Annotated in this window: 21 protein-coding genes; 9 read left to right on the top strand and 12 right to left on the bottom strand. The window is 45.2% G+C overall.

Annotated features, from left to right (window positions below; translation table 11 throughout):
• Both QME20_RS06395 and erpA read right to left on the bottom strand, forming a co-directional pair.
• Entirely contained in the window at positions 1 to 573 is a 573-nt protein-coding gene (locus QME20_RS06395) for a glutathione S-transferase family protein (RefSeq protein ID WP_281715640.1), read from the bottom strand.
• 191 nt (positions 574 to 764) lie between these two features.
• On the bottom strand, positions 765 to 1,109 hold the full coding sequence (erpA, locus tag QME20_RS06390) for an iron-sulfur cluster insertion protein ErpA (protein WP_014950570.1): 345 nt from the start codon (positions 1,107 to 1,109) through the stop codon (positions 765 to 767).
• Between the two features lie 248 nt (positions 1,110 to 1,357).
• On the opposite strand from erpA, the gene QME20_RS06385 reads away from it, so the two are divergent.
• Positions 1,358 to 2,191 (top strand): UDP-galactose-lipid carrier transferase MED92, encoded by an 834-nt coding sequence (locus tag QME20_RS06385; protein WP_014950571.1) that lies wholly within the window; start codon positions 1,358 to 1,360, stop codon positions 2,189 to 2,191.
• 48 nt (positions 2,192 to 2,239) lie between these two features.
• Here QME20_RS06385 and minE read toward each other — a convergent pair whose 3' ends face one another.
• From minE to QME20_RS06360, 5 genes are all read right to left on the bottom strand, one after another.
• Positions 2,240 to 2,500, bottom strand: a complete 261-nt coding sequence (gene minE, locus QME20_RS06380; protein WP_014950572.1) for a cell division topological specificity factor MinE — start codon at positions 2,498 to 2,500, stop codon at positions 2,240 to 2,242.
• Positions 2,500 to 3,309 carry a septum site-determining protein MinD gene (gene minD, locus QME20_RS06375; protein ID WP_014977272.1) on the bottom strand — a complete coding sequence of 270 codons (810 nt, stop codon included), beginning with the start codon at positions 3,307 to 3,309 and terminating at the stop codon, positions 2,500 to 2,502. Before minD ends, minE begins: the two co-directional genes overlap by 1 nt.
• A gap of 30 nt (positions 3,310 to 3,339) precedes the next feature.
• Positions 3,340 to 4,122, bottom strand: coding sequence for a septum site-determining protein MinC (gene minC, locus QME20_RS06370; protein ID WP_039218971.1), 783 nt, complete (start codon positions 4,120 to 4,122; stop codon positions 3,340 to 3,342).
• Between the two features lie 351 nt (positions 4,123 to 4,473).
• Positions 4,474 to 5,847 (bottom strand): class II fumarate hydratase, encoded by a 1,374-nt coding sequence (locus QME20_RS06365; protein ID WP_239218456.1) that lies wholly within the window; start codon positions 5,845 to 5,847, stop codon positions 4,474 to 4,476.
• A 153-nt stretch (positions 5,848 to 6,000) separates the two neighbouring features.
• Entirely contained in the window at positions 6,001 to 6,339 is a 339-nt protein-coding gene (locus QME20_RS06360) for a hypothetical protein (protein ID WP_014980170.1), read from the bottom strand.
• Between the two features lie 190 nt (positions 6,340 to 6,529).
• Between QME20_RS06360 and azu the strand changes: the two genes are divergently transcribed.
• Both azu and QME20_RS06350 read left to right on the top strand, forming a co-directional pair.
• A complete protein-coding gene (gene azu / locus QME20_RS06355; RefSeq protein ID WP_014950577.1) occupies positions 6,530 to 6,979 on the top strand; it encodes an azurin in 450 nt (149 codons plus the stop codon).
• A 202-nt stretch (positions 6,980 to 7,181) separates the two neighbouring features.
• Complete coding sequence (locus QME20_RS06350) at positions 7,182 to 8,291, top strand: putative manganese transporter (RefSeq protein WP_281715639.1); 1,110 nt, start codon at positions 7,182 to 7,184, stop codon at positions 8,289 to 8,291.
• 58 nt (positions 8,292 to 8,349) lie between these two features.
• Here QME20_RS06350 and QME20_RS06345 read toward each other — a convergent pair whose 3' ends face one another.
• Positions 8,350 to 9,057 carry a DUF6776 family protein gene (locus tag QME20_RS06345; protein WP_239258442.1) on the bottom strand — a complete coding sequence of 236 codons (708 nt, stop codon included), beginning with the start codon at positions 9,055 to 9,057 and terminating at the stop codon, positions 8,350 to 8,352.
• Between the two features lie 106 nt (positions 9,058 to 9,163).
• On the opposite strand from QME20_RS06345, the gene QME20_RS06340 reads away from it, so the two are divergent.
• The 3 genes from QME20_RS06340 (at position 9,164) to QME20_RS06330 (ending at position 11,658) form a co-directional block, all read left to right on the top strand.
• Complete coding sequence (locus tag QME20_RS06340; RefSeq protein ID WP_014980173.1) at positions 9,164 to 10,840, top strand: chloride channel protein; 1,677 nt, start codon at positions 9,164 to 9,166, stop codon at positions 10,838 to 10,840.
• Between the two features lies 1 nt (position 10,841).
• On the top strand, positions 10,842 to 11,270 hold the full coding sequence (locus QME20_RS06335; protein ID WP_014950581.1) for a CopD family protein: 429 nt from the start codon (positions 10,842 to 10,844) through the stop codon (positions 11,268 to 11,270).
• 196 nt (positions 11,271 to 11,466) lie between these two features.
• Positions 11,467 to 11,658, top strand: coding sequence for a hypothetical protein (locus tag QME20_RS06330; RefSeq protein WP_014950582.1), 192 nt, complete (start codon positions 11,467 to 11,469; stop codon positions 11,656 to 11,658).
• Between the two features lie 60 nt (positions 11,659 to 11,718).
• On the opposite strand, the gene QME20_RS06325 is transcribed toward QME20_RS06330, so the two are convergent.
• Complete coding sequence (locus QME20_RS06325; protein WP_239241801.1) at positions 11,719 to 12,420, bottom strand: UPF0149 family protein; 702 nt, start codon at positions 12,418 to 12,420, stop codon at positions 11,719 to 11,721.
• Between the two features lie 253 nt (positions 12,421 to 12,673).
• Here QME20_RS06325 and QME20_RS06320 point away from each other — a divergent pair, with 253 nt between their 5' ends.
• Positions 12,674 to 13,870, top strand: coding sequence for an Nramp family divalent metal transporter (locus QME20_RS06320; RefSeq protein WP_281715638.1), 1,197 nt, complete (start codon positions 12,674 to 12,676; stop codon positions 13,868 to 13,870).
• Between the two features lie 215 nt (positions 13,871 to 14,085).
• Here the strand turns inward: QME20_RS06320 and QME20_RS06315 are convergent, their stop codons facing one another.
• From QME20_RS06315 to typA, 3 genes are all read right to left on the bottom strand, one after another.
• Positions 14,086 to 15,261, bottom strand: a complete 1,176-nt coding sequence (locus tag QME20_RS06315; protein ID WP_039226147.1) for a PatB family C-S lyase — start codon at positions 15,259 to 15,261, stop codon at positions 14,086 to 14,088.
• 263 nt (positions 15,262 to 15,524) lie between these two features.
• Positions 15,525 to 15,902 carry a response regulator gene (locus tag QME20_RS06310; protein ID WP_014950586.1) on the bottom strand — a complete coding sequence of 126 codons (378 nt, stop codon included), beginning with the start codon at positions 15,900 to 15,902 and terminating at the stop codon, positions 15,525 to 15,527.
• 361 nt (positions 15,903 to 16,263) lie between these two features.
• On the bottom strand, positions 16,264 to 18,096 hold the full coding sequence (gene typA / locus QME20_RS06305) for a translational GTPase TypA (protein ID WP_049588246.1): 1,833 nt from the start codon (positions 18,094 to 18,096) through the stop codon (positions 16,264 to 16,266).
• 457 nt (positions 18,097 to 18,553) lie between these two features.
• On the opposite strand from typA, the gene glnA reads away from it, so the two are divergent.
• Both glnA and QME20_RS06295 read left to right on the top strand, forming a co-directional pair.
• Positions 18,554 to 19,963 carry a glutamate--ammonia ligase gene (glnA, locus tag QME20_RS06300; RefSeq protein ID WP_168462823.1) on the top strand — a complete coding sequence of 470 codons (1,410 nt, stop codon included), beginning with the start codon at positions 18,554 to 18,556 and terminating at the stop codon, positions 19,961 to 19,963.
• A 248-nt stretch (positions 19,964 to 20,211) separates the two neighbouring features.
• The gene (locus QME20_RS06295) at positions 20,212 to 20,829 is read left to right on the top strand and encodes a DUF4124 domain-containing protein (RefSeq protein ID WP_231506564.1); all 618 of its coding nucleotides are present in this window, start codon (positions 20,212 to 20,214) and stop codon (positions 20,827 to 20,829) included.
• The last annotated feature ends 119 nt before the right edge of the window (positions 20,830 to 20,948 follow it).

Below are 20,948 nucleotides of genomic sequence, written 5' to 3'. Positions count from 1 at the left end.
TTAAATTCTAGGGTCAGTTGCCGTTATCTCAATGCGATCATGGTGCTTTTCATGAAACGATAACAGCTGAGGATAATCCTTCATGCTGTGTAGCTCACGGAAAAGTACCCAGTCAATCATACTGTACAAACAGATTTCGGGATAAGTCCAACCACTAAATCCCCCCGCATCAAGCTGGTTTGACAGCGCATCTAACACAGCTTCAATTCGCTCGTTTTGAAGACGGTAATACATTTTGTCTTCGCTAATATCAAAGTCTGAACGTTTCAGCAGCATAAGCTGAACAAAGGAGTCGTTAGCTGCATCAATCAGCGTTAGTTGATTCTCTTCTTCCCAACTTAACCCTTCGTGATCAAGCTTATCGGCAAGGTAGCTATAAATAATGCGAGAGTCGAAAATCATTTGGCCGTCATCTTCAAGACAAGGCACTTTAAGCGTCGGGTTGCGAGAGGCGAGCAACTCGCGATCTTCACTTGAAAAAATTTGAAGATTCAGAAATTTATGTTCTGTAGACGCAAGTACGATGCGAATGCGGCGCACGTAGGGAGAAGTAGTTGAGCCATATAATTTCATAAACGCTGTCCTAAATCTTAGTCGTTCTATGAAATTAGTGTAGCCGGAATTTGAAAATAAAAGGAAGTGTTGAGAACAAGACAACCGACAGGCATACAAAATGATGCGATGTATGCCTATCGTATTAACATCAAGCGCTCAAAGCTGAGCGTTCAATGCTTAAAAAGCGTAGTAGCGCTTAGCTCAAGCCCTTAAACGCTAAAGCTTGCACCACAGCCACAAGTCGTCGTGGCATTTGGGTTTTGAACTAAAAACCGTGAACCTTCCAGACCATCTACATAATCGACAATGCCACCGACCAAGTATTGTAAGCTCATCGGGTCGACAACCATAGTTACGCTGTCTTTTTCAATGGTCATATCGCCTTCGTTCACCTTCTCATCAAACGTGAAACCATATTGGAAGCCAGAACAACCACCACCTGTTACGTATACACGTAATTTCAAATCAGGATTTTCTTCTTCTGAAACAAGGGCTTTCACTTTCGCTGCTGCAGCGTCTGAAAACTCAATTGGCAACGCCGTTTCTACAGACATACCCACCTCTACATTAACCTCGTGCTTTCGCACTTTGTGCTTGGTCGCAATTATCTAATACTTGCGGATAGTTAGCAATTATTGGGGCAAAACTTAACGATTCAAGTTACTGCACATTAACGGCATTTCTGTTAAGTGACACGTTGAGATAGAAAAGTTAAGTAAACTAGTTAACACTAACAGATAGAAAATAGCAGTGTGGTCAACGTATCTAAAATATTGACGATACACGAATAAAGGGGCGGCATATGAGTACAACCGACAACTCCCAATTACCTTCTTCTACCCCAGTGCTGTTTGACGATTTCGGACAGTCTCGCTTTACGAGCAAAGAAGAATACAAAGACGCGTTAGTGAAACAGCAAGAAAAACTCTTTCACGTTCAGCAATCTTACTTTCATCAGAAAAAACGAGCACTTATTGTGTTTGAAGGATGGGATGCGTCAGGGAAAGGCGGCGCTATAAGGCGTATTACTGAGAAATTAGACCCTCGTGGCGTGAGTGTATTTCCTGTGGCAAAGCCCGCAAAAGAAGACCAAGACAAACACTTTCTCTATCGCTTTTGGCAACACATCCCCTCCCCTGGCACACTTAAAATATTTGACCGCTCACATTACGGAAGAGTGCTTGTAGAAAGAGTAGATAAGTTGGTTGATGAAGAGGTATGGCAGCGCGGTTATGAAGAAATAAACGCATTTGAGAAAACGCTCAGTGACAGCGGGGTTCGTATTATCAAACTCTTTATGCATATTTCGTCAAGCGAGCAGCGCGAGCGATTTGAAGAGCGGCTGCACAATCCTTTCAAGCGCTGGAAGTTAACCGAAGAAGACTTGCATAACCGCAAGATGCGAAACGCCTACGTAGAAGCTACAAATGACATGTTCAAGCACACCCACACGCGTTATGCGCCATGGCATGTAATTAACGGAGAGTTTAAGTGGCAAGCAAGGGTTAACGTACTTGACGCCGTTATCGACAAACTCAGTGAAGGCGTAGATATCTCTCCGCCTCCACTTGATGAGCGTTTAATCGCGCTAGCCTCCAAACAACTAGATGTCGATGAAGATCTAATGAGCGGCTAAAGTGAAAGAACGCTGGCAGGCAGCCATAACTAATTAAGCGATTAAGCCTTAGTTATTGCTGTCTGGCAAAGTCACGTTCAATTCAAGTACGCTGCAATCATCGTTATTGTCTAGCTGTACTGATACTTGATCGTCAGCAATCGTCACGTATTTGCGAATTACCTGAATAATTTCCTGCTGCATCATTGGCAAGTAATCAGGCTCTGTCCGCTTTTTACGTTCGTGCGCAACAATGATTTGTAACCGCTCTTTGGCGACCGCTGCGGTGCTTGGCTTTTGCTTCTTTTTGAGCAGGTCGAAAATTCCCATTACTTCCCTCCTAGCAGACGCTTAAAGAACCCTTTCTTCTCTGCTTCTAGGAAACGATGTGGAACAGTTTCGCCTAGCAGACGTTTTACAGCGTCAGCATAAGCTTGTCCTGCATTAGCTTCTTCGTCAAGAATAACCGGCTGACCTTGGTTAGATGCTTTCAGCACCGATTCAGATTCTGGAATAACACCCAATAGTGGAATCGCCAAAATTTCTTCAACGTCTGCAACACTTAGCATTTCAGCACTTTCAACACGACTTGGGTTGTATCGGGTTAATAAAAGGTGTTCTTTAACCGGTTCGCCCTTTTCTGCGCGCATCGATTTACTTTGAAGAATACCCAAAATACGATCTGAATCACGTACAGACGACACTTCAGGGTTAGTAACCACAATGGCTTCATCAGCGAAATACAACGCCATCTGTGCGCCTTGCTCAATCCCCGCTGGCGAATCACAGATAATAAACTCAAAGTCTTTCTTAAGCTCATCTAATACGGCCTGCACACCATCAACGGTAAGCGCGTCTTTATCGCGAGTTTGTGATGCCGGAAGAATGAAAAGGTTTTCCGTTCTTTTGTCTTTAATTAGTGCCTGTTTAAGTGAAGCCTCTTTATTAATGACGTTTACAAAATCGTAAACAACGCGGCGTTCACATCCCATGATAAGGTCAAGGTTTCGCAAGCCCACATCGAAGTCGATCACTACCGTTTTATGGCCTGCTAACGCAAGTCCCGTACTTATTGCTGCACTCGATGTAGTTTTGCCTACACCACCTTTTCCTGAGGTTACTACGATAATCTTTGCCATCTATTCTTTCCTATTAGTGCGTACAAAGCATTAAGCCAACGGCTCTATACGTAATGTTTCTTCTTCTAAATATACTTGTGCAGGTTTCTTCCAGCATTCACCTTTCACGGTTTCGTGCATAATGAATTGCCCTGCAATTGAAATAAGCTCCGCGTCTAACGACTGGCAAAATACACGGGCTCCCGTATTGCCTTTTACGCCTGCCAGCGCGCGGCCGCGCAGGGTGCCGTAAACATGAATATTACCATCGGCAAGCAGCTCAGCCCCCTCGCTTACAGAAGCCGTTACCACCAAGTCTCCGCCTTCGGCATAGACTTGCTGACCAGAACGTACCGGACGGTTAATTACTTTGGCAGGTTTGAGCGTGGTTGCGGCTGCAGGAGCCGGTTCACTTTTTGGCGGCGCTGAAACGGTTTGATCTTGTTGTGCGGTTTGAGACGCGTTTTCGCCGCTACCATTATTGTTTTCACTTCCGCTCGCTTTGTTCGAACGAAGTGCGCTGTCTGTAAATTTGCTTTGGCTTACATCGGCTAACCCCAAATCATTGATAGTGGGCTTCAGCTCTGCCACCTCACCTTTCACGGCCATGGGCTGTAATTGCAATCGACGACATAGCGCCACCAGCAGCTCGAACTCTGTAGCAGATAAAGGCTTTATCAAATGTAAAATCAGTGAGGAACGGGTAAAGAACTGCGGCGCGCTCGCGACCTTCTGAGATAACTGAGCTTCAAAATTATCTGGCTCAAAATCTATTACTTCTAACACAATACTGGTGAGCGTAGTGCCCTTCATGCGAAAGCAAGTTTCTGTCATTTTTTCTTCCCGAAAAGGCGTCACTTTCCTCATAGCAATTAGCCATGACAATAAGCAAAACCTATTAGCGCTAGTGTCTGTTGCTGTCTTACGCAGCTATACAATTTATTTATTGTGTCACTGTATCAAAAATCCCGTTCGCATACAGCAACTGTATACCGGTTAAAACACGTTTTACCCTGATAATAACCCTAGAACAAGCCAAGAACGTGCCAATCATTGAGCAGTTTTTAATCAAGCGTGGATCATGCGAGTTTTTAGTGCGTCCTGTTTGTATAAAAACGTCTCTTTCACCACAAAAAAATGCGATCGTAGATCGCACTTTTTATCATCTTCGTTTTCTCACGGCGCTTAAGGTGTGGTAAGTTTTTTCGGGTCTAGTAGTGATTCTAGCTCGCCTCTGGGGATATCTGTCATCGCTTCAGCCACATCAATAACAGGCTTGTTTTCTTTGTAGGCTGTTTTTGCTATTTCTGCGGCTTTAGCATAGCCAATAACAGGGTTGAGCGCGGTGACGAGCACGGGGTTTCTGTAAAGCGCAGCTTCAATGTTATCTTGATTTACAGTAAAGCCCTCGATCGCCTGCTCGCCGATTAGCGTCGCACTGTTGGTCATTAGCGACAGACTTGAAAGCAAATTGCTGGCAATCATTGGTAGCATTACATTTAACTCAAAATTCCCAGACTGCCCACCTACAGTAATCGCCGTATCGTTACCTATTACCTGTGCTGAAGCCATCGCCACTGCTTCCGGAATAACCGGGTTTACCTTGCCGGGCATAATCGATGAACCTGGCTGTAGCGCAGGCAGCGCAATCTCACCTAAACCAGCCAAAGGCCCAGAATTCATCCAGCGCAAGTCATTAGCAATTTTCATAAGGGTGACGGCTAAACTTTTTGTCGCACCGGAAAGCGTCACTGCTGTGTCTTGAGAGCCAATCAATGCAAAGAAATTGTCAGCGGGCTTAAACGCAATGTCGGTCAGCTCCCCTAGCGCATCTGAAAATGTCGTAGCAAAATCCGCATGGGCGTTTACACCTGTTCCCACGGCAGTGCCTCCTTGGGCAAGGGTTTGAATAGCTGGCTGTACAGCGCGCAGGGTTTTAATCTGCTGCTTAAGCTGAGAAGCCCAAGCCAGTAAGCTTTGATCCATGCCTACAGGCATCGCATCCATGAGATGAGTGCGTCCGGTTTTGCAGTATTGCGCTACCGACTTTGCTTTAACTTCAATAGTACGAACTAAACTTTCAACGGCCGGTATAAGCTCGTTTGACAATGCAATAGCCGAGCTAACATGAATGGTGGTAGGGATCACATCATTTGAACTTTGCCCGTAATTTACATGATCATTCGGATGAACCTCTTCGCTGGAATAACGAGAGGCTAAGCGAGCAATGACCTCGTTGGCGTTCATGTTTGTGCTGGTGCCTGAACCAGTCTGAAATATATCAACGGGAAAATGCTGCATCACATCATCAAGTGCCAACAGCTCATCACAGGCTTTAACTATCGCTTGGCCGCGATCTTTATCCAGCACTTTGAGTTTCATGTTGGCTTGTGCTGCGGCTTTTTTTACTGTAATCAACGCGCGTACGAAGGCTTCGGGCATGCGCTGCCCGCTTACAGGGAAGTTTTGAATGGCACGCTGAGTTTGCGCGCCGTAGAGTGCATTTTCGGGGACCTGTAGCTCGCCCATACTGTCGCGTTCTGTGCGTGTTGCTGTCATGACTCGTATCCTTGTGTTGATATAGCTAGTTTTTCGGCGTGGTTGCCACGCTTTTATCAGAATTCTATTAGGGCTAGTGGCATTAGAAAACTAGGCCCTAGTAAGTGAATTATAAAAAATGGTGCACTAGCGCTTGCAGACCTTTGCTGTACATCAAAGATCAACAGGCTCTCTGGTGTTCATGTCTATTTTTATTCTCGCAAGCGCAATTCGATCACTCTCGTTACACGCGTAGCGCTCAGCTTTAAGTAACGGCTTGTACAAATGCTCTAAACAACTATGCCGCCATTGCTGACTGACCTGCGGATCGCACAGGGTTTCATAAAGCACCTCAACCGCATTTTTATAGATAGAAAATTTGTCTCTATCACTTGGCAATAAGTTGGCAACGAAAGTTACGCCATCTAGATAATTTCTTAAAAGCGTTGAGTTCAGCTCATTGTCGTTGTATCCAAATCGAACGTGTTGAACTGCATTTCGTATCGAAGACATGTGCATCCCTTGTGCGTGAAAAAACAAAAAAGCTCGATGTACATAAAAGCGCTTTCTTTATATACCACTCAATATAAATGATAATCGTTAGCATTTACAATGATCCAGTGCTATTCTTTTTCGTAAAGAAAATTGGATCTTCCAATTCCACCGATAGGTGAAGTTAACCAAAATTCAAAGGACATTATTTATGATCAAGAAGTTACTTGGTGGCACAGCCCTTTTTCTTATGGCCTCTGGTGCATTTGCTAACGAATGCGAAGTGACTGTGGAATCAAACGACGCCATGCAATTCAATACGTCGAACGTTGTTATCCCGGCGAGTTGTAGCGAGTTTACCGTGACCTTGAAGCACACAGGTCAGTTACCTAAACAAGCTATGGGCCATAACTGGGTGATGACAACAAAAGCCAACGGACAAGCAGTGGCAACAGACGGTATGAGTGCGGGTTTAGACAACAATTACGTTAAGCCAGACGATGAGCGTGTAATTGGCGCGACTGACATTATTGGCGGCGGTGAACAGACTTCTACGACCTTTTCTGTTGAAGGGTTAAGCAAAGATGAAGAATACATGTTTTTCTGCTCGTTCCCTGGTCACATCGGCATCATGAAAGGCACAGTTACGCTTTCGAGCTAAGGCGTTGCGAAAACTAGGCGTGCTTGACTAGGCACGCCTTAAACATGAATATCAGTAGGTCGAGGGTGTAGTTGTAATGGATACGGCGTCTCACACATCAAAAAGCGCTAAGGCGGTGGTCCGGTATAAGCACTTACCTTCTTTTACAAGCGCCCTATTAAAAAACGTTTTTTTTCCTCACTTAACCAATAAACGGCTGTTGATGCCGCTGTTTATAGCCATTCTTCTTACTTATAACAGCACCCGTGCGGTTACCTTATCGGTGTTGTCAGATGCATTTTTTCAAGTGGCAGCGTTTGTATATGCATCGCTTGCGCTTTATTACGTCGCCACGTTGCGCGTTTCGGCCGAAGCCATTGGTAATTATATGAAAGCGCACCCTGTACATGAGGTAGGATTATCTGCCCTACTTGGTGCTCTTCCAGGCTGCGGCGGTGCTATTATCGTTGTCACTCAGTACACACGAGGTGTGACAAGCTTTGGAGCTGTGGTAGCAGTGCTAACCAGCACTATGGGCGATGCCGCATTTCTGTTACTCGCCCAAGCACCGTTAGATGCCTTAACCGTAATGGCCGTCAGCGTCACGGTGGGTGCAATGACGGGGCTAGTGGTCAATAAATTTCATAATTACCAGGCTCCTAAAGCCGATGGTGCGCTCCAACAATCGCAAAACTGTGATAAACCCAAAACAGTAAGCCACAAAGCCATATCACTTTCTAAAGTATTCTGGATGATTGCGAGCTTACCCTCGTTGGCGATTGCGCTTGGTTTGGCCTTTCAACTTCCCGTACACAGTTACCTTGCTATCAGTGAAAATACACTAACGCTGATTGGTGCCGCGTTATGTATGTCGAGCCTTGGACTATGGTCTTTTTGTGGTTCGGGAAGCGGATACGCTTCGATTACGAAAGAGGATTTAATTCCGCCTCCGCCTAAATGGCAAGAGAAAGCCGCATTAGACACACAGTTTGTATTGGCATGGGTAGTACTCGCGTTTCTTATGTTCGAGCTGTCTGTTGTCTGGTTTGGGCTAGACATTACAGGGCTGCTTCAATCCATGGGCCCCGGCTTAGTTGGCCTGGCGATCATCATCGGGTTCTTACCTGGTTGCGGTCCGCAGATATTGGTAACCAGCTTATACCTTAATGGCGCAGTTCCGTTTTCAGCCCAACTTGGCAATGCAATAAGTAATGACGGCGACGCGTTGTTTCCCGCCATTGCGCTCTCACCCAAAGCAGCGCTTATTGCCACAGTGTACTCTGCTATTCCTGCGTTTCTTGTGGGTTATGGCTACTGGTATTTGTTTGAATAAAGCTTTCGATGCGTTAAAAGGTTGAATTAACGGATAGGCTAGCGCTGCCCCACAGCGATTACTCTATTTCGACAGAAAGCGCTTCATTCCACGGCACGCTTATCTCATAGTTGCCTTTACGGGTTTTGTATTGATAGACCGTTGTAGAAAAAGCAATGGATTCGGGGTTTATATCTTCCTCGATAGTGAGAGTTGCGTTCACCGCTTGGAAAAAGCGAAAGCGGTATTTGATATCTTCTGCCAGCAGGCTCGATTCGCCGGATTTCAGCGTGATCGCTTCACCGTTTCGCTCACCGACTACGGCAATATCTAAACTGCCATTTATCACTGCTTTTTGCTGTTTAGACTGCAGCAGAACCAACCTAAGTTGATAGGTATTGTCACTTAACTTAAAAACTTCTACCCCTTCAATGGCAAAACCTTCGTCGGTTTTCTCAGGCGCCACGACGCGTTCATAGAAACTCAGTAATTCTTGTTGCGCCTCAAGTTCTTTTTTCTGTTCGCCTAACGTATTGGTAATGCTCTCCGTCTCGAGCGTGGCAAGCTCCATGGCGACTTCCAGCTGATTCACTTTGGTAGTAAGCGCATGATTTTCTTCAGACAAAATAGCAATAGTTTCTTGCTGAGCCTGTACTTTCTTGCTGTCGCCCTCGTCAATAATTCGCGCTAGCTTATAGCCGAACCCAACCATGGCAAACATAATAAGCGCCACTAACAGTGTCCACTTGTAGTTGCCTAAAACTTCTTTTAACTGATCTGTCGTCATGATATCTACATCAACAAAAAACACCGTGCGCTAAGGCGCTCTAAACATTATGAATTTTAGGTGTTTATGGTAAGCTTCTTTTTACGTTAATCTACTGTACCACAACATGCGCTTGCAGGCTTTAAGAGAGGAAGTAGCTCATCCACGCACATCCATTCAGTTGTGCATGCTGGGCATTGTAGGGGGAACCTGCGCGGCGCTTATCATTATACTGTTTCGGCTGTGCGTAGAATGGCTACAAGAAACAGGCGTGTCGTCGCTTCAGTCGGTGCTTACCTATGACTGGTTGGTTTGGCTTATCATGCCATTTACCAGTGTAGGATTAATTCTATTTATCGCCTTTCTTACGGGCTTCAAGCACTACCGTTTAGGTATTCCCTTCGTTATTCATCGAGTGAAGTACTATTACGGTCATATTCCATTTAGAACCACCATTAACCAGTTCTTTGGGGGCATGCTAGCCCTGGCCGGCGGTTTCGTTGTTGGTCGAGAAGGCCCTTCCGTTCATTTAGGCGCGTCAGGCAGTAGTTTCTTAGGGCAATGGCTTCGCTTGCCCTACAACAGTATTCGAATACTTGCAGGCTGCGGCATTGCGGCAGGGATCTCCGCATCCTTCAACACCCCGTTTGCTGCCGTAATATTCGTGATGGAAGTGGTACTTAGGGAATACAAAATACATATTTTTGTTCCTGTCATGCTGGCTGCTGCCTGTGGCTCGGTGCTCACTCGCATTGTATTTGGAGAAGTAAACGAGCTTTCGTTTTTATCGTTTAATGCATTTAGCCAGTGGATGTATTTTTACTTGGTGCTGCTAGGCATTCTGTTGGGCATGCTGGCCGTTTTATTCAATAGCCAGCTCATGCGGGTGATGACGTGGTTCAGGCCGGTTTCCATGGTGTGGCGTTTAATACTTGCTGCGCTAATTACCGGTACCATTGGTATGTTTATACCTGAAGCCCTTGGCGCCAACTTTATCGATGTTGAGCACTTATTTGATAGCTCCCCCGGCGCGCTGCTGTTGGTTTCTACTTTGGTGTTTAAAGTTATCTTAGCGGTATTTGCTATTGGCCTCGGTATTCCAGGAGGGATCATTGGCCCTGTGATGGTTATTGGCATGCTCGCTGGCGCCGTACTTTTATTGCCACTGTCGTACTTTATTGACGTACCCGAATTTACCAACAGCTTCGCCCTGTTAGGCATAGCAGGCATGTTGACCGCAGTATTGCACGCGCCTCTTGCAGCGCTTTCCGCGGTTATGGAACTATCGTACAGCCCGCAAATTATTCTACCAGCCATGTTGGTAATTGTGCCTGCTTACGTGACTTCTACGCAGTTCTTTGGCAACCGCTCTATTTTCATACGCCAGCTTGATTATCAAAATCTCCCTTACGCTATCTCGTCTATTCGTGAAGCGCTTGAGAAAACGGGCGTACTTGCAGCGATGAATACTGAGTACAAGCTATTTCACGATGCGCCGGAGCAAGCGTTAATTAACTACTTAGAAAGCGATCCAACAAAAATTGTCATTCAGAAGTTAAAATTTGAAATAGATGTGCAGTATAAGCTGGTCCAATACAATGTGAGTTTGGAACACGATGCAACAGCGTTAAACTATTACGAAATGGAAGGTATTAGCGCGCAGTCTACGCTGCACGAAGTATACGAACACCTTAAAAACTCGCGATCTGGCGCAGTTTATATTTACGATCAGGAGCTAAACGATATTATTGGCGTAGTAACGTGGAATATCTTACAAAGCTTCTTACAAAAGGCTCATTATTAGTATGTACATTTTATGGTTTAAAGCGCTGCACATCTTTTTCATGCTGGCTTGGATGGCAGGACTTTTCTATTTACCGCGACTTTTCGTTTATCACGCGACAACGAAATCTCAAGTGGTAAAAGACGAATTTAAGGTCATGGAGCGCCGCCTGTGGTTCTTTGTTACTCCATTCGCCTTGTTAACTCTGGCATTCGGCGTTGCGCTTATTGTCAGCTATGGTGGAACTTGGTTTAAAATGTCGGGGTGGCTTCATATAAAGTTGCTGCTGCTTCTTGCTATTTACGGCTATCACTTCTATTTGTTTAAGTTAATGAAGCAATTTGCACGCGACGAAAATAGACACTCTCCGCGCTTTTATCGCTTTTTAAATGAAGCGCCGGTGCTTATCATTCTCGCCATCGTTTGCTTGGCTGTGGTAAAACCTTTATAAAAGTGTAAGCCAAACTAAATAGTAAAGGCGCACGTACAAAGTTATTGAAAATTCAGTACTCAAGGAACCAGTACTGCTGTGTAGTGTGAGAAGTAATTTTAAGCTTGTTGTTGAGAGTGTTGTAAGCATTGCACATAGTCGCCCAGAACCTGCTGTTTCTCGGGTTTAACAAATTGTTTTTATCGGAATGCTATACATGGATGACAGTAATCAACACCTCAAGCATTTGCTCAAACAGACAGATATTGCCTTTAAGGCGCTTATGAGGGAGCCTGCTTCACGGCTTCTTAACGAGCAATACGAAAAGGCGAAGCTTGAACTAGACAGCTATACCGCTTCGCTTAAACACACGTTGAATCAACGGCATCAACAACAAAGACAGCGCTAATTTTGAATTAGCGTTTTTGTTTTTTGCTTCTCCTGAAGCTCCCAGTTATCAAATTTTCCCCTAGGTTACTTTGTTAAAGGTTTCAAATTGATTGGGTAACGCGCCTGCTAGCTCTCCTGACAACTTAGTGTAATCTGCCAGCACCGAAGGAAGCTGTTTAACAAGCATGTTTATATTACTTTCAAGCTGAGCAGCTTGTTTGTCGTTTCTGTAAGACAAGGCTAATTCAATATTAGCAAGCGTTGAGAAAAGCTTTAAACATCGAGACAGGCGAGCTTCTGCAGGTTCTGTTTTCTCAGGCTCGTTATCGTCACAGTCTTTCTTGTTCGCCTTACTTTTTTCTAAATGCTTTTCCCAATGGTTCCACGCATTTTGCCACACAGGTTCTAATTGCTTATGCACGTGTAAAAGCCCATTTAGCCAGCTTTCGAGCTCTTTCGAAGGCCTCGTCGTTCCTTGCACCTCTATCGCAACGTTCAATTCACTAGGCATGGGCGACTTTTCCTGACGCATAAAATCCAAATGCGCCCGCAGGCCATTCATTAATGTATCAGCAAGCTTATCTACATCTTTGTCTACAAGGTGGCTGTCACTAGACTGTATGAGCCACGGCATCCACTGTTCGGGCATGGGAATTTCTGGTGCGGAGGCAACGGCAAAGATCATTCCATCTACGTAATAAGCATCCGGAAGCACATTTTCGAAACTGGGAAGCGAAACAATATCGCTGATTGTGTTTATTGGAAACCCACCTTTCACCATTACCATCCTATTTTAATTTGCGTTCTCTTTTATGAAACGGTAGTCTGCGCGGCCACTTTGTAGAGGGCATGTTTTGTAACCTTTTATCTACCCAAAATAATGGGAAATAAGGTAAAGAGTAAACAACAAACTTCTACACTGGGTACGCGACAATAGGTTTAAAACCAATCTGTTACTGTATTGGTTTAGCGGTACTGTTGCGTGCTCGCCTACCTATTGTCATGATAGCAAAACTTAACTAAGAGTCGTTGCAATGGCAAAAGATAAATCAGGATACATCATCGCGGCCGCCTTTATTGGCCCTGGAACAGTAACTACGGCAAGTCTGACAGGTGCAAACTTTGGCTTTCACCTAGTATGGGCGCTCCTTTTCTCCATATTCGCAACCATAGTATTGCAAGACATGGCTGCGCGTTTAGGTGTGGCCAGCGGCCAAGGCCTAGCCAGTGCAATGAAAAACATGGCTTACAAGCCATGGCTAAAGAATCTTTTTATCGTGCTTATTGTCAGTGCTATCGGCATTGGCAACGCAGCCTATGAATCGGGCAACCTAACCGGCGCTGCAATCGGGCTAGACGCTTTTATCAGTATAGGCATTGGCCCCTGGGCCAGTATTTTGGGCACGATCGCTATAGTTTTACTCTGGTCGGGCAGCTACAAGTGGATAGAGACAGTACTGGTTTATCTCGTCTTTATTATGGCTGGCGTATTTCTTATCACGCTGTTGGTAGCCAAACCTGATATCGCCGCGATGTTTAGTCAGTTAATGTCTCCGCGGCTGGACGCTGACGCCATTACCACGGTGCTGGCGCTTATTGGTACCACCATCGTGCCTTACAACTTGTTTCTTCACGCGAGCCTAGTTGCAAAATCATCGAAAGGCCAAGATAAACAAGACGCGGTCGTCGCGTGCCGAAACCAGTCTGCTAGAGCTATTAGTATGGGTGGGCTTATTACGCTTATCGTAATGGCAACAGCAATGATGGCGTTCTTCAATCAAGCTGCCACTATGGACGCTTCGAACATGGGCGAGCAGCTTAAACCGGTTTTAGGTGACAAAGCTCAGTGGTTCTTTGCACTAGGGTTATTCGCCGCAGGCTTAACCAGTGCTATCACTGCGCCGCTAGCAGCCGCTTATGCGGTAACAGGAGCGCTGGGGCTTTCTGACGATATGCAAAGCAAGAGCTTTAAAGCGGTATGGTTTATCATCATTGTAGTGGGTGTCAGCGTTGCAGCACTTGGCTTTAAGCCCCTACCCGCCATCCTGTTTGCTCAAGCGACTAATGCTCTTTTACTGCCAATTATTGCCATATTTCTATTGGTCGTTATGAATAAAAGCACCGCACTGGGGGAGTTAAGAAACACATGGAAAAGTAACCTGGCAGGCTTTCTAGTAGTGGGTACTGTGATTGGTTTAGGCCTGTATAAACTAATCGGCGTATTTAGCTAATCTCCAAAATGGCAAAAATGGGGTCAGAGTAATTTTCTCCCTTTGTATGTCATTATAGTGTGCACTCGCAGATAGCAATGAAATTACGTGACTAACAAACTTACTGCATATGAGAAGGGCCAAAGTAATACTTTGGCCTTTTTTAATAGAGAGCGTAGCTGCAAAAAGTACTCTGCCCCCATTTTGGGGCTGAAAAAGTACTCTGACCCCTATTTTTAGCTGGCGAGGCGTTGCAGAATATCCTGGAGCATCGCTTTACTGCAGCCAAAGTTAATTCTGAAATGATCCGCCTTGTGAAAATCGATGCCTGGTGACGGGCCTACGCCTTTCTCTTCGGCCCACTGCTGGACGTTCTCTACACCTAGTCCACTGGCGTCTACCCACGCAAGGAACGTCGCATCGGCTTTGAGCATTTTAAGCCCGTCAATGCTGTTTACTGTGTTAAACACCATATCTCTGTTTTCACGCAAGTAGGTAAGTTGCTGCTGATGCCACTCATCACATTGAGTGAATGCTGCTTCTGTAGCCGCTAAGCCCAATACAGTAACCCAAGGTACGATGCCCGCTGCGGCATTGGTAAATGCCTGACGCAGCTGGCGATTAGGGATGATGGCAAAAGACGTTCCCAAACCAGCAATATTAAATGTTTTACTGGCAGCCATTAGCGTAACGCTATTTTCAGCAAGGTTGGACTCGCGGCCCGCCGGTATGTGCTGCTTGCCATCTTCTAGAATAAGGTCGCAGTGGATTTCATCAGAACATAGCTTAACGTTGTTCGCGTTACAGATCTCGGCAATGCGATCTAATTCAGCTTTAGTAAGCACCGAACCTACCGGGTTCATTGGGTTACAAAGAATAAACAGCTTACATTTAGGATCAGCCGCTTCTCTTTCTAATGCTTCAAAATCTAACGTATAGCGCGCACCTTCAACACTCGAGATAGTTTCAGAACTTGTGCCGTCGTCATTTTGCACTACCGTGCCTATATCTACCCGTTCGAGACCATTTAGCTTTGGGGCAGCCAGTAGAGGCGGATAATTAGGTGTTTGAATAAGTACTTTATCACCGGGTTCACAATAGGCTTTACACGCTACGTTAAACGCTGGCACAACGCCTGGTGTCCACACTAGCCACTCGGGTTGAATTTCCCAATTATGCTTATCTTTAAGCCATCTCACTACAGCCTGAATGGCGCCTTCGTGATGTGCAGGCAGTATGTAACCCATGTTGCCATGCTCAACCTGACCCGAAATGGCGTCTAGAATTGGCTGCGCGCAACGAAACTCAGTATCGGCAACCCACGCAGGAATGATGTCTTTCCCTTTGTACTTTTGCCATTTGAACGAAAACGTGTCTTTTCTGGGAGGGGTATTATCGAATAAGGCGCTCACATTACATCCTGTTGCATAAAAACTTATGCCACCAGTGTAGAATTTTAGCGCCTCATAAACTAGGGGCGTGAGATGAATTAACCCGAATTTTCTATATCGAAATGTACTTTAATAGAGATAAATTAACACGTTAAAGCCAAAGGTAAATTGCGCTTTGCTGTCCTAACCTGTTTTACGTTGTCATCGTTAACCACGAAGTAGATTTTTGGCTCTCATGCACACCTTTAGCGTGCGATACATAAAATGAAAAACAACCTACAGGCTTAGCTGGCCTGCGACACCGCCTCTCTCGATTTTTGAACTAGCTCTTCCATATTGAGTGGCTTAGCAAGAAAACCGGTAACCTGAAGTTTACGCGCTTCTATCACTAACTCTTTGTTAGGGTCGGCAGTAATGAGTAAAAATGGAACGTCCAACCCCGAAGACTGACAGGTTTTTAGAAGACTTAGTCCATCATAATCCGGCATTACTTGGTCACTGATGATCAAGCTGATAGATTCTGCGGTTTGTTGCAGCAAAAAATCCCTTGCAAATTTACTACGTGTAAATGGATACACGGTGGCGTCTAACTGCGTTTCCAACGCGTCAGTAATAAGGTCAAGCGTGATAGGATCATCTTCAACTACTGCTACAGAAAACACTACCCTTCCCCTTTTTGTTAGGTCATTAGCCGTAAATATTACAACGACTTAGCTCACGTGTTAAGGCATCAGTCTATTGTACCAATCCGCATAGATTAATGCTCGCTGGGTATTGATCTATGCGGACTGATTTTCCAAGCATAGAATCTCTGAACGCTTTTGACCACTAACCTTTGGTCGATATTTAAACTTTTTCTAACGTTTTAGTGATAATGCTAGAAAGCAGCTTTTTTGATGGGAAGTGACGGTGTGTAAGTTGAGACACGAGTTGAAAGATTGCAGGCCAAACTCATCGGCAAAATGGAAAAAAAATGCCAGCTGACGCTGGCATTTTCAAAATCAATGTAAGTCTTAGAAGCTATTAAGACTTAGGTGCACGTGATGCACGCTTACGCTCGTTTTCTGTAAGAAGCTTCTTACGAATACGGATAGATTCAGGCGTTACTTCTACTAGTTCGTCGTCATCGATGAACTCAAGCGCTTGCTCAAGTGACATTCTGATTGGTGGAACTAGTGTTTGCGCTTCGTCAGTACCTGATGCACGAACGTTAGTAAGCTGCTTACCTTTAAGGGCGTTTACAGTAAGGTCGTTGTCACGGCTGTGAATACCGATAACCATACCTTCGTACACTTCAACACCGTGACCGATGAATAGACGACCGCGTTCTTGAAGGTTAAACAGAGCGTTAGTTAGTGCTTTACCGTTTGCATTAGCGATTAGAACACCGTTCTTACGCTTACCGATGATACCGCCTTTGTACGGACCATAGTGATCGAACGTGTGATATAGCAAGCCAGAACCCGACGTTAACGTCATGAACTCTGTTTGGAAACCAATTAGGCCACGGCTTGGAATGATAAAGTCGATACGTACACGACCTTTACCATCTGGAGACATGTCAGTCATTTCTGCTTTACGCAGACCAAGCTGTTCCATGATTGAACCCTGGTGCTGTTCTTCACAGTCGATAGTCAGGGTTTCGTATGGTTCTTGCGTTGCGCCGTCAACTTCTTTCAGAATTACTTCTGGACGTGACACTGCAAGCTCGTAACCTTCACGACGCATGTTTTCGATAAGAATACCTAGGTGAAGTTCACCACGACCAGATACGCGGAACTTGTCCGGATCAGGCATTTCTTCAACGCGCAGTGCAACGTTGTGTACTAGTTCGTCTTTAAGGCGCTCTAGAATGTTACGTGACGTTACATACTTACCTTCTTTACCTGCAAACGGCGAGGTGTTTACCTGGAACGTCATGGTTACTGTAGGCTCGTCAACCGTAAGTGGAGGAAGTGCTTCTACAGTGTTGACGTCACAAATGGTGTCAGAGATCTTAAGTTCGCCAAGACCTGTGATTGCAATGATGTCGCCCGCGTGCGCAGATTCAACTTCGTGACGAGCAAGGCCAAGGTAGCCGTAAACTAAGCCTACTTTGCCGTTGCGCTTTTTGCCATCAGCAGTAACAACCGTTACTTGTTGATTTGGCTTAACAGAACCACGCTTAACACGACCTACGCCGATAACACCCACGTATGAGTTGTAGTCAAGCTGAGAGATCTGCATTTGGAATGCGCCGTCGATATCTGCATCAGGAGGAGAAACCTGGTCAACGATAGTTTGGAACAATGCCGTCATATCGTCTTCTTTAGTATCTGCATCTAGTGATGCCCAACCGTTAAGTGCAGACGCATAAACAACTTGGAAATCTAGCTGTTCGTCAGTTGCACCTAGGTTGTCGAATAGGTCGAAAACTTGATCCATAACCCAATCAGGACGCGCACCAGGCTTGTCGATTTTGTTGATAACAACAATTGGCTTAAGACCTTGAGCAAATGCCTTTTGCGTAACGAAACGGGTTTGTGGCATCGGGCCTTCTTGCGCATCTACAAGTAGAAGTACAGAGTCAGCCATCGACATTACACGCTCTACTTCACCACCGAAGTCAGCGTGTCCTGGAGTGTCTACGATGTTGATACGGTAGTCGTTCCAGTTAATCGCTGTGTTCTTAGCTAGGATGGTAATGCCACGTTCTTTCTCGATGTCGTTCGAGTCCATTACGCGCTCTTCTTGCTCGCCTCGAGATTCAAGGGTGCCAGACTGCTGTAACAGTTTGTCTACCAGGGTGGTCTTACCGTGGTCAACGTGGGCGATGATTGCGATGTTACGCAATTTATTAATATCAGTGGTATTCATGCTTATATAGAGCCTGTGTAAATCAACGTCTACTTCAATTCAGTGGAAAGGAGTATGCGTTAGATTTGTTGCAAAAAAATGCAGATAGAAAAATTTGCGCGGATTGTACAGAAAAACCACGACGTTTGCGCATCTTTTTTTTGATGGAAACGAGTTTTATTGGTTTTCAAACACTTGTTCAACAAATAACCAGCCCCGTTGCACCTAATTGATCATATTTGGTGGCTATACGCTACAAAGTAATCTAGGCTGATTGACGTACAAATGAGCACAAAACGCCATATTGGTGCAACATTGCACCAATATAATGCAATTTAATTCAAACGGAAGTGATAGATGCCCGTCTATGCCACAGAAATCGGTATACATATAGATGGCATGATAATCGCTTTCACTTTTGCCACTGTTGGAGTGAAGCTGATCATTCCGCATTTTTACATTAAACCTGGAGGACACGATGTCAGTAGAAAAGGCATTAGAGCTGATTAAAGAAAGTGAAGCGAAGTTTGTAGATTTACGTTTTACCGATACAAAGGGTAAAGAACAACACGTATCTATTCCTGCGAGCGTTGTTGATGAAGAGTTTTTCGAAGAAGGTAAAATGTTCGATGGTTCTTCAATCGCTGGCTGGAAAGGCATCAACGAATCAGACATGGTTCTTCTTCCAGACGCAACAAGCTGCGTAGTTGACCCTTTCGCTGAAGAGACACAAGTAAACATCCGTTGTGACATCGTTGAACCTTCAACAATGGAAGGTTATGAGCGTGACCCTCGTTCAGTTGCTCGTCGTGCAGAAGAATTCCTAAAATCAACTGGCATCGGTGACACATGTTTCTTCGGCCCAGAGCCAGAGTTTTTCCTTTTTGATGACGTACGCTTCCACACTGACATGGCGGGTTCTTTCTACAAGATTGACTCTTCTGAAGCAAAGTGGAACTCTGGCGAAGAGTTTGAAGGCGGCAACATGGCACACCGCCCTGGCGTTAAAGGCGGTTACTTCCCAGTACCACCAGTGGACTCTGCTCACGATATCCGTGCTGCAATGTGTCTAGTTATGGAAGAGATGGGCCTTGTTATCGAAGCGCACCACCACGAAGTAGCAACTGCTGGCCAAAACGAAATTGCTTGCCAATTCAATACGCTAGTTAAGAAAGCTGACGAAATTCAAGTTTACAAGTATGTTGTTCACAACGTTGCACACGCATACGGTCAAACAGCTACCTTTATGCCTAAGCCGCTTGTTGGCGATAATGGTTCTGGTATGCACTGTCACCAATCTATCTCTAAAGATGGCGTAAACATCTTTGCAGGTGACAAGTACGCAGGTCTTTCTGAGGAAGCACTTTACTACATTGGTGGTATCATCAAGCACGCGCGCGCAATCAACGCGTTTGCTAACGCTTCTACTAACTCATACAAGCGTCTGGTTCCTGGATTCGAAGCACCGGTAATGCTTGCATACTCTGCACGTAACCGTTCTGCATCTATTCGTATTCCTCACGTAACTAGCGATAAAGCACGTCGTATTGAAGTACGTTTCCCTGACCCAACAGCTAACCCATACCTAGCGTTCACTGCTATGCTTATGGCGGGTATCGACGGTATTAAGAACAAGATCCACCCTGGTGATTCAATGGATAAAGACTTGTACGACCTACCGCCAGAAGAAGCTGCTGAAATTCCAACAGTTGCAAGCTCGCTAGAAATGGCACTTGAAGCTCTTGATAACGACCGTGACTTCCTTAAAGCTGGTGGCGTTATGACTGACGACATGATTGATGCATACATCGATCTTAAGTCTGAAGAAGTAACGAAACTTAACATGACTACTCACCCTGTTGAGTTCGACATGTACTACAGCTTGTAAATTCGCACTGTATAGTAATTTATACTAAAGCCCGCTCTGCGGGCTTTTTTTATGCGTACAATTTATCTACTATGTTTTTATAGCTATGCTAACGAATACTCTTTCATACTGCATCAACTGCGCACAGGGCTTTGCCCGCTTGCATCTGCATACAACTAGAAAGATTATCCATAAGCCAAACATAGCAAGCTATATGAATTAGCCAGCTAGCCAAAACCACATTGATTAGGTAACGACACGTGCACTACATGACGCGACACATTTGCTTAATTTCGCTATTACTAAGTAGCGGCAATGGCTTACTGCCTGTGCAAGCGGAAATGCTGAGCCAAGAAAGTACCCAGCAAGAAGCACAAGAAAGCGAAACCGGACAAAGCAGCAATGCAACATCAGCCGCAGCTACCTCTCCAATGACCATATACAAGGTGGTAGGTAAAGACGGCTCTGTGACTTACACCGACAAGCCGCAGCAAAACGCAGAACCCCTAGCTTTCGATGTAAAAACGCAAAACGTAGTAACCGCGGCAAAGGTTACCCCACCTCCCCCTGCGAAGCCGGCTGCCCCCAAGCCCAACTATCGCGTAGTCATTAAGTCACCTGCACCAGAAGCGACAATTCGCAATAACTTGGGCGAATTCACTATTTCTGCCGCACAACCTGGTGCACCCAAAGCGCCAATCTACCGATTAATCTTTGACGACGCCCCATTAGCTAGCAATAGTTCAGGCGTCTTTAAGCTTACTGGTATCCATCGTGGGGCACATACTTATAAAGTTGAACTCACGAACAATACGGGCAAGACTCTTGCATCGTCTCCACTACAAACCCTTTACCTGCATCAGGCATCGGCGTTAATTAATAACTAATAGCGTGCAACCACTGTTATGTATGCGCACCATAGAGGTTCAGTGAACATTTCTTCTTGAGCTCTTTATTCGCGCAACGCATCATTGCAAGCTACAATGCACAATTATGGTGCAAAGGA

It is taken from the genome of Alteromonas sp. CyTr2, from assembly GCF_947311905.1.
In the GTDB taxonomy this organism is placed as follows: Bacteria; Pseudomonadota; Gammaproteobacteria; order Enterobacterales; family Alteromonadaceae; genus Alteromonas; species Alteromonas macleodii.
Note: the sequence above shows the minus strand (reverse complement) of the source record. Positions and strands in the feature narration are given on the sequence as shown.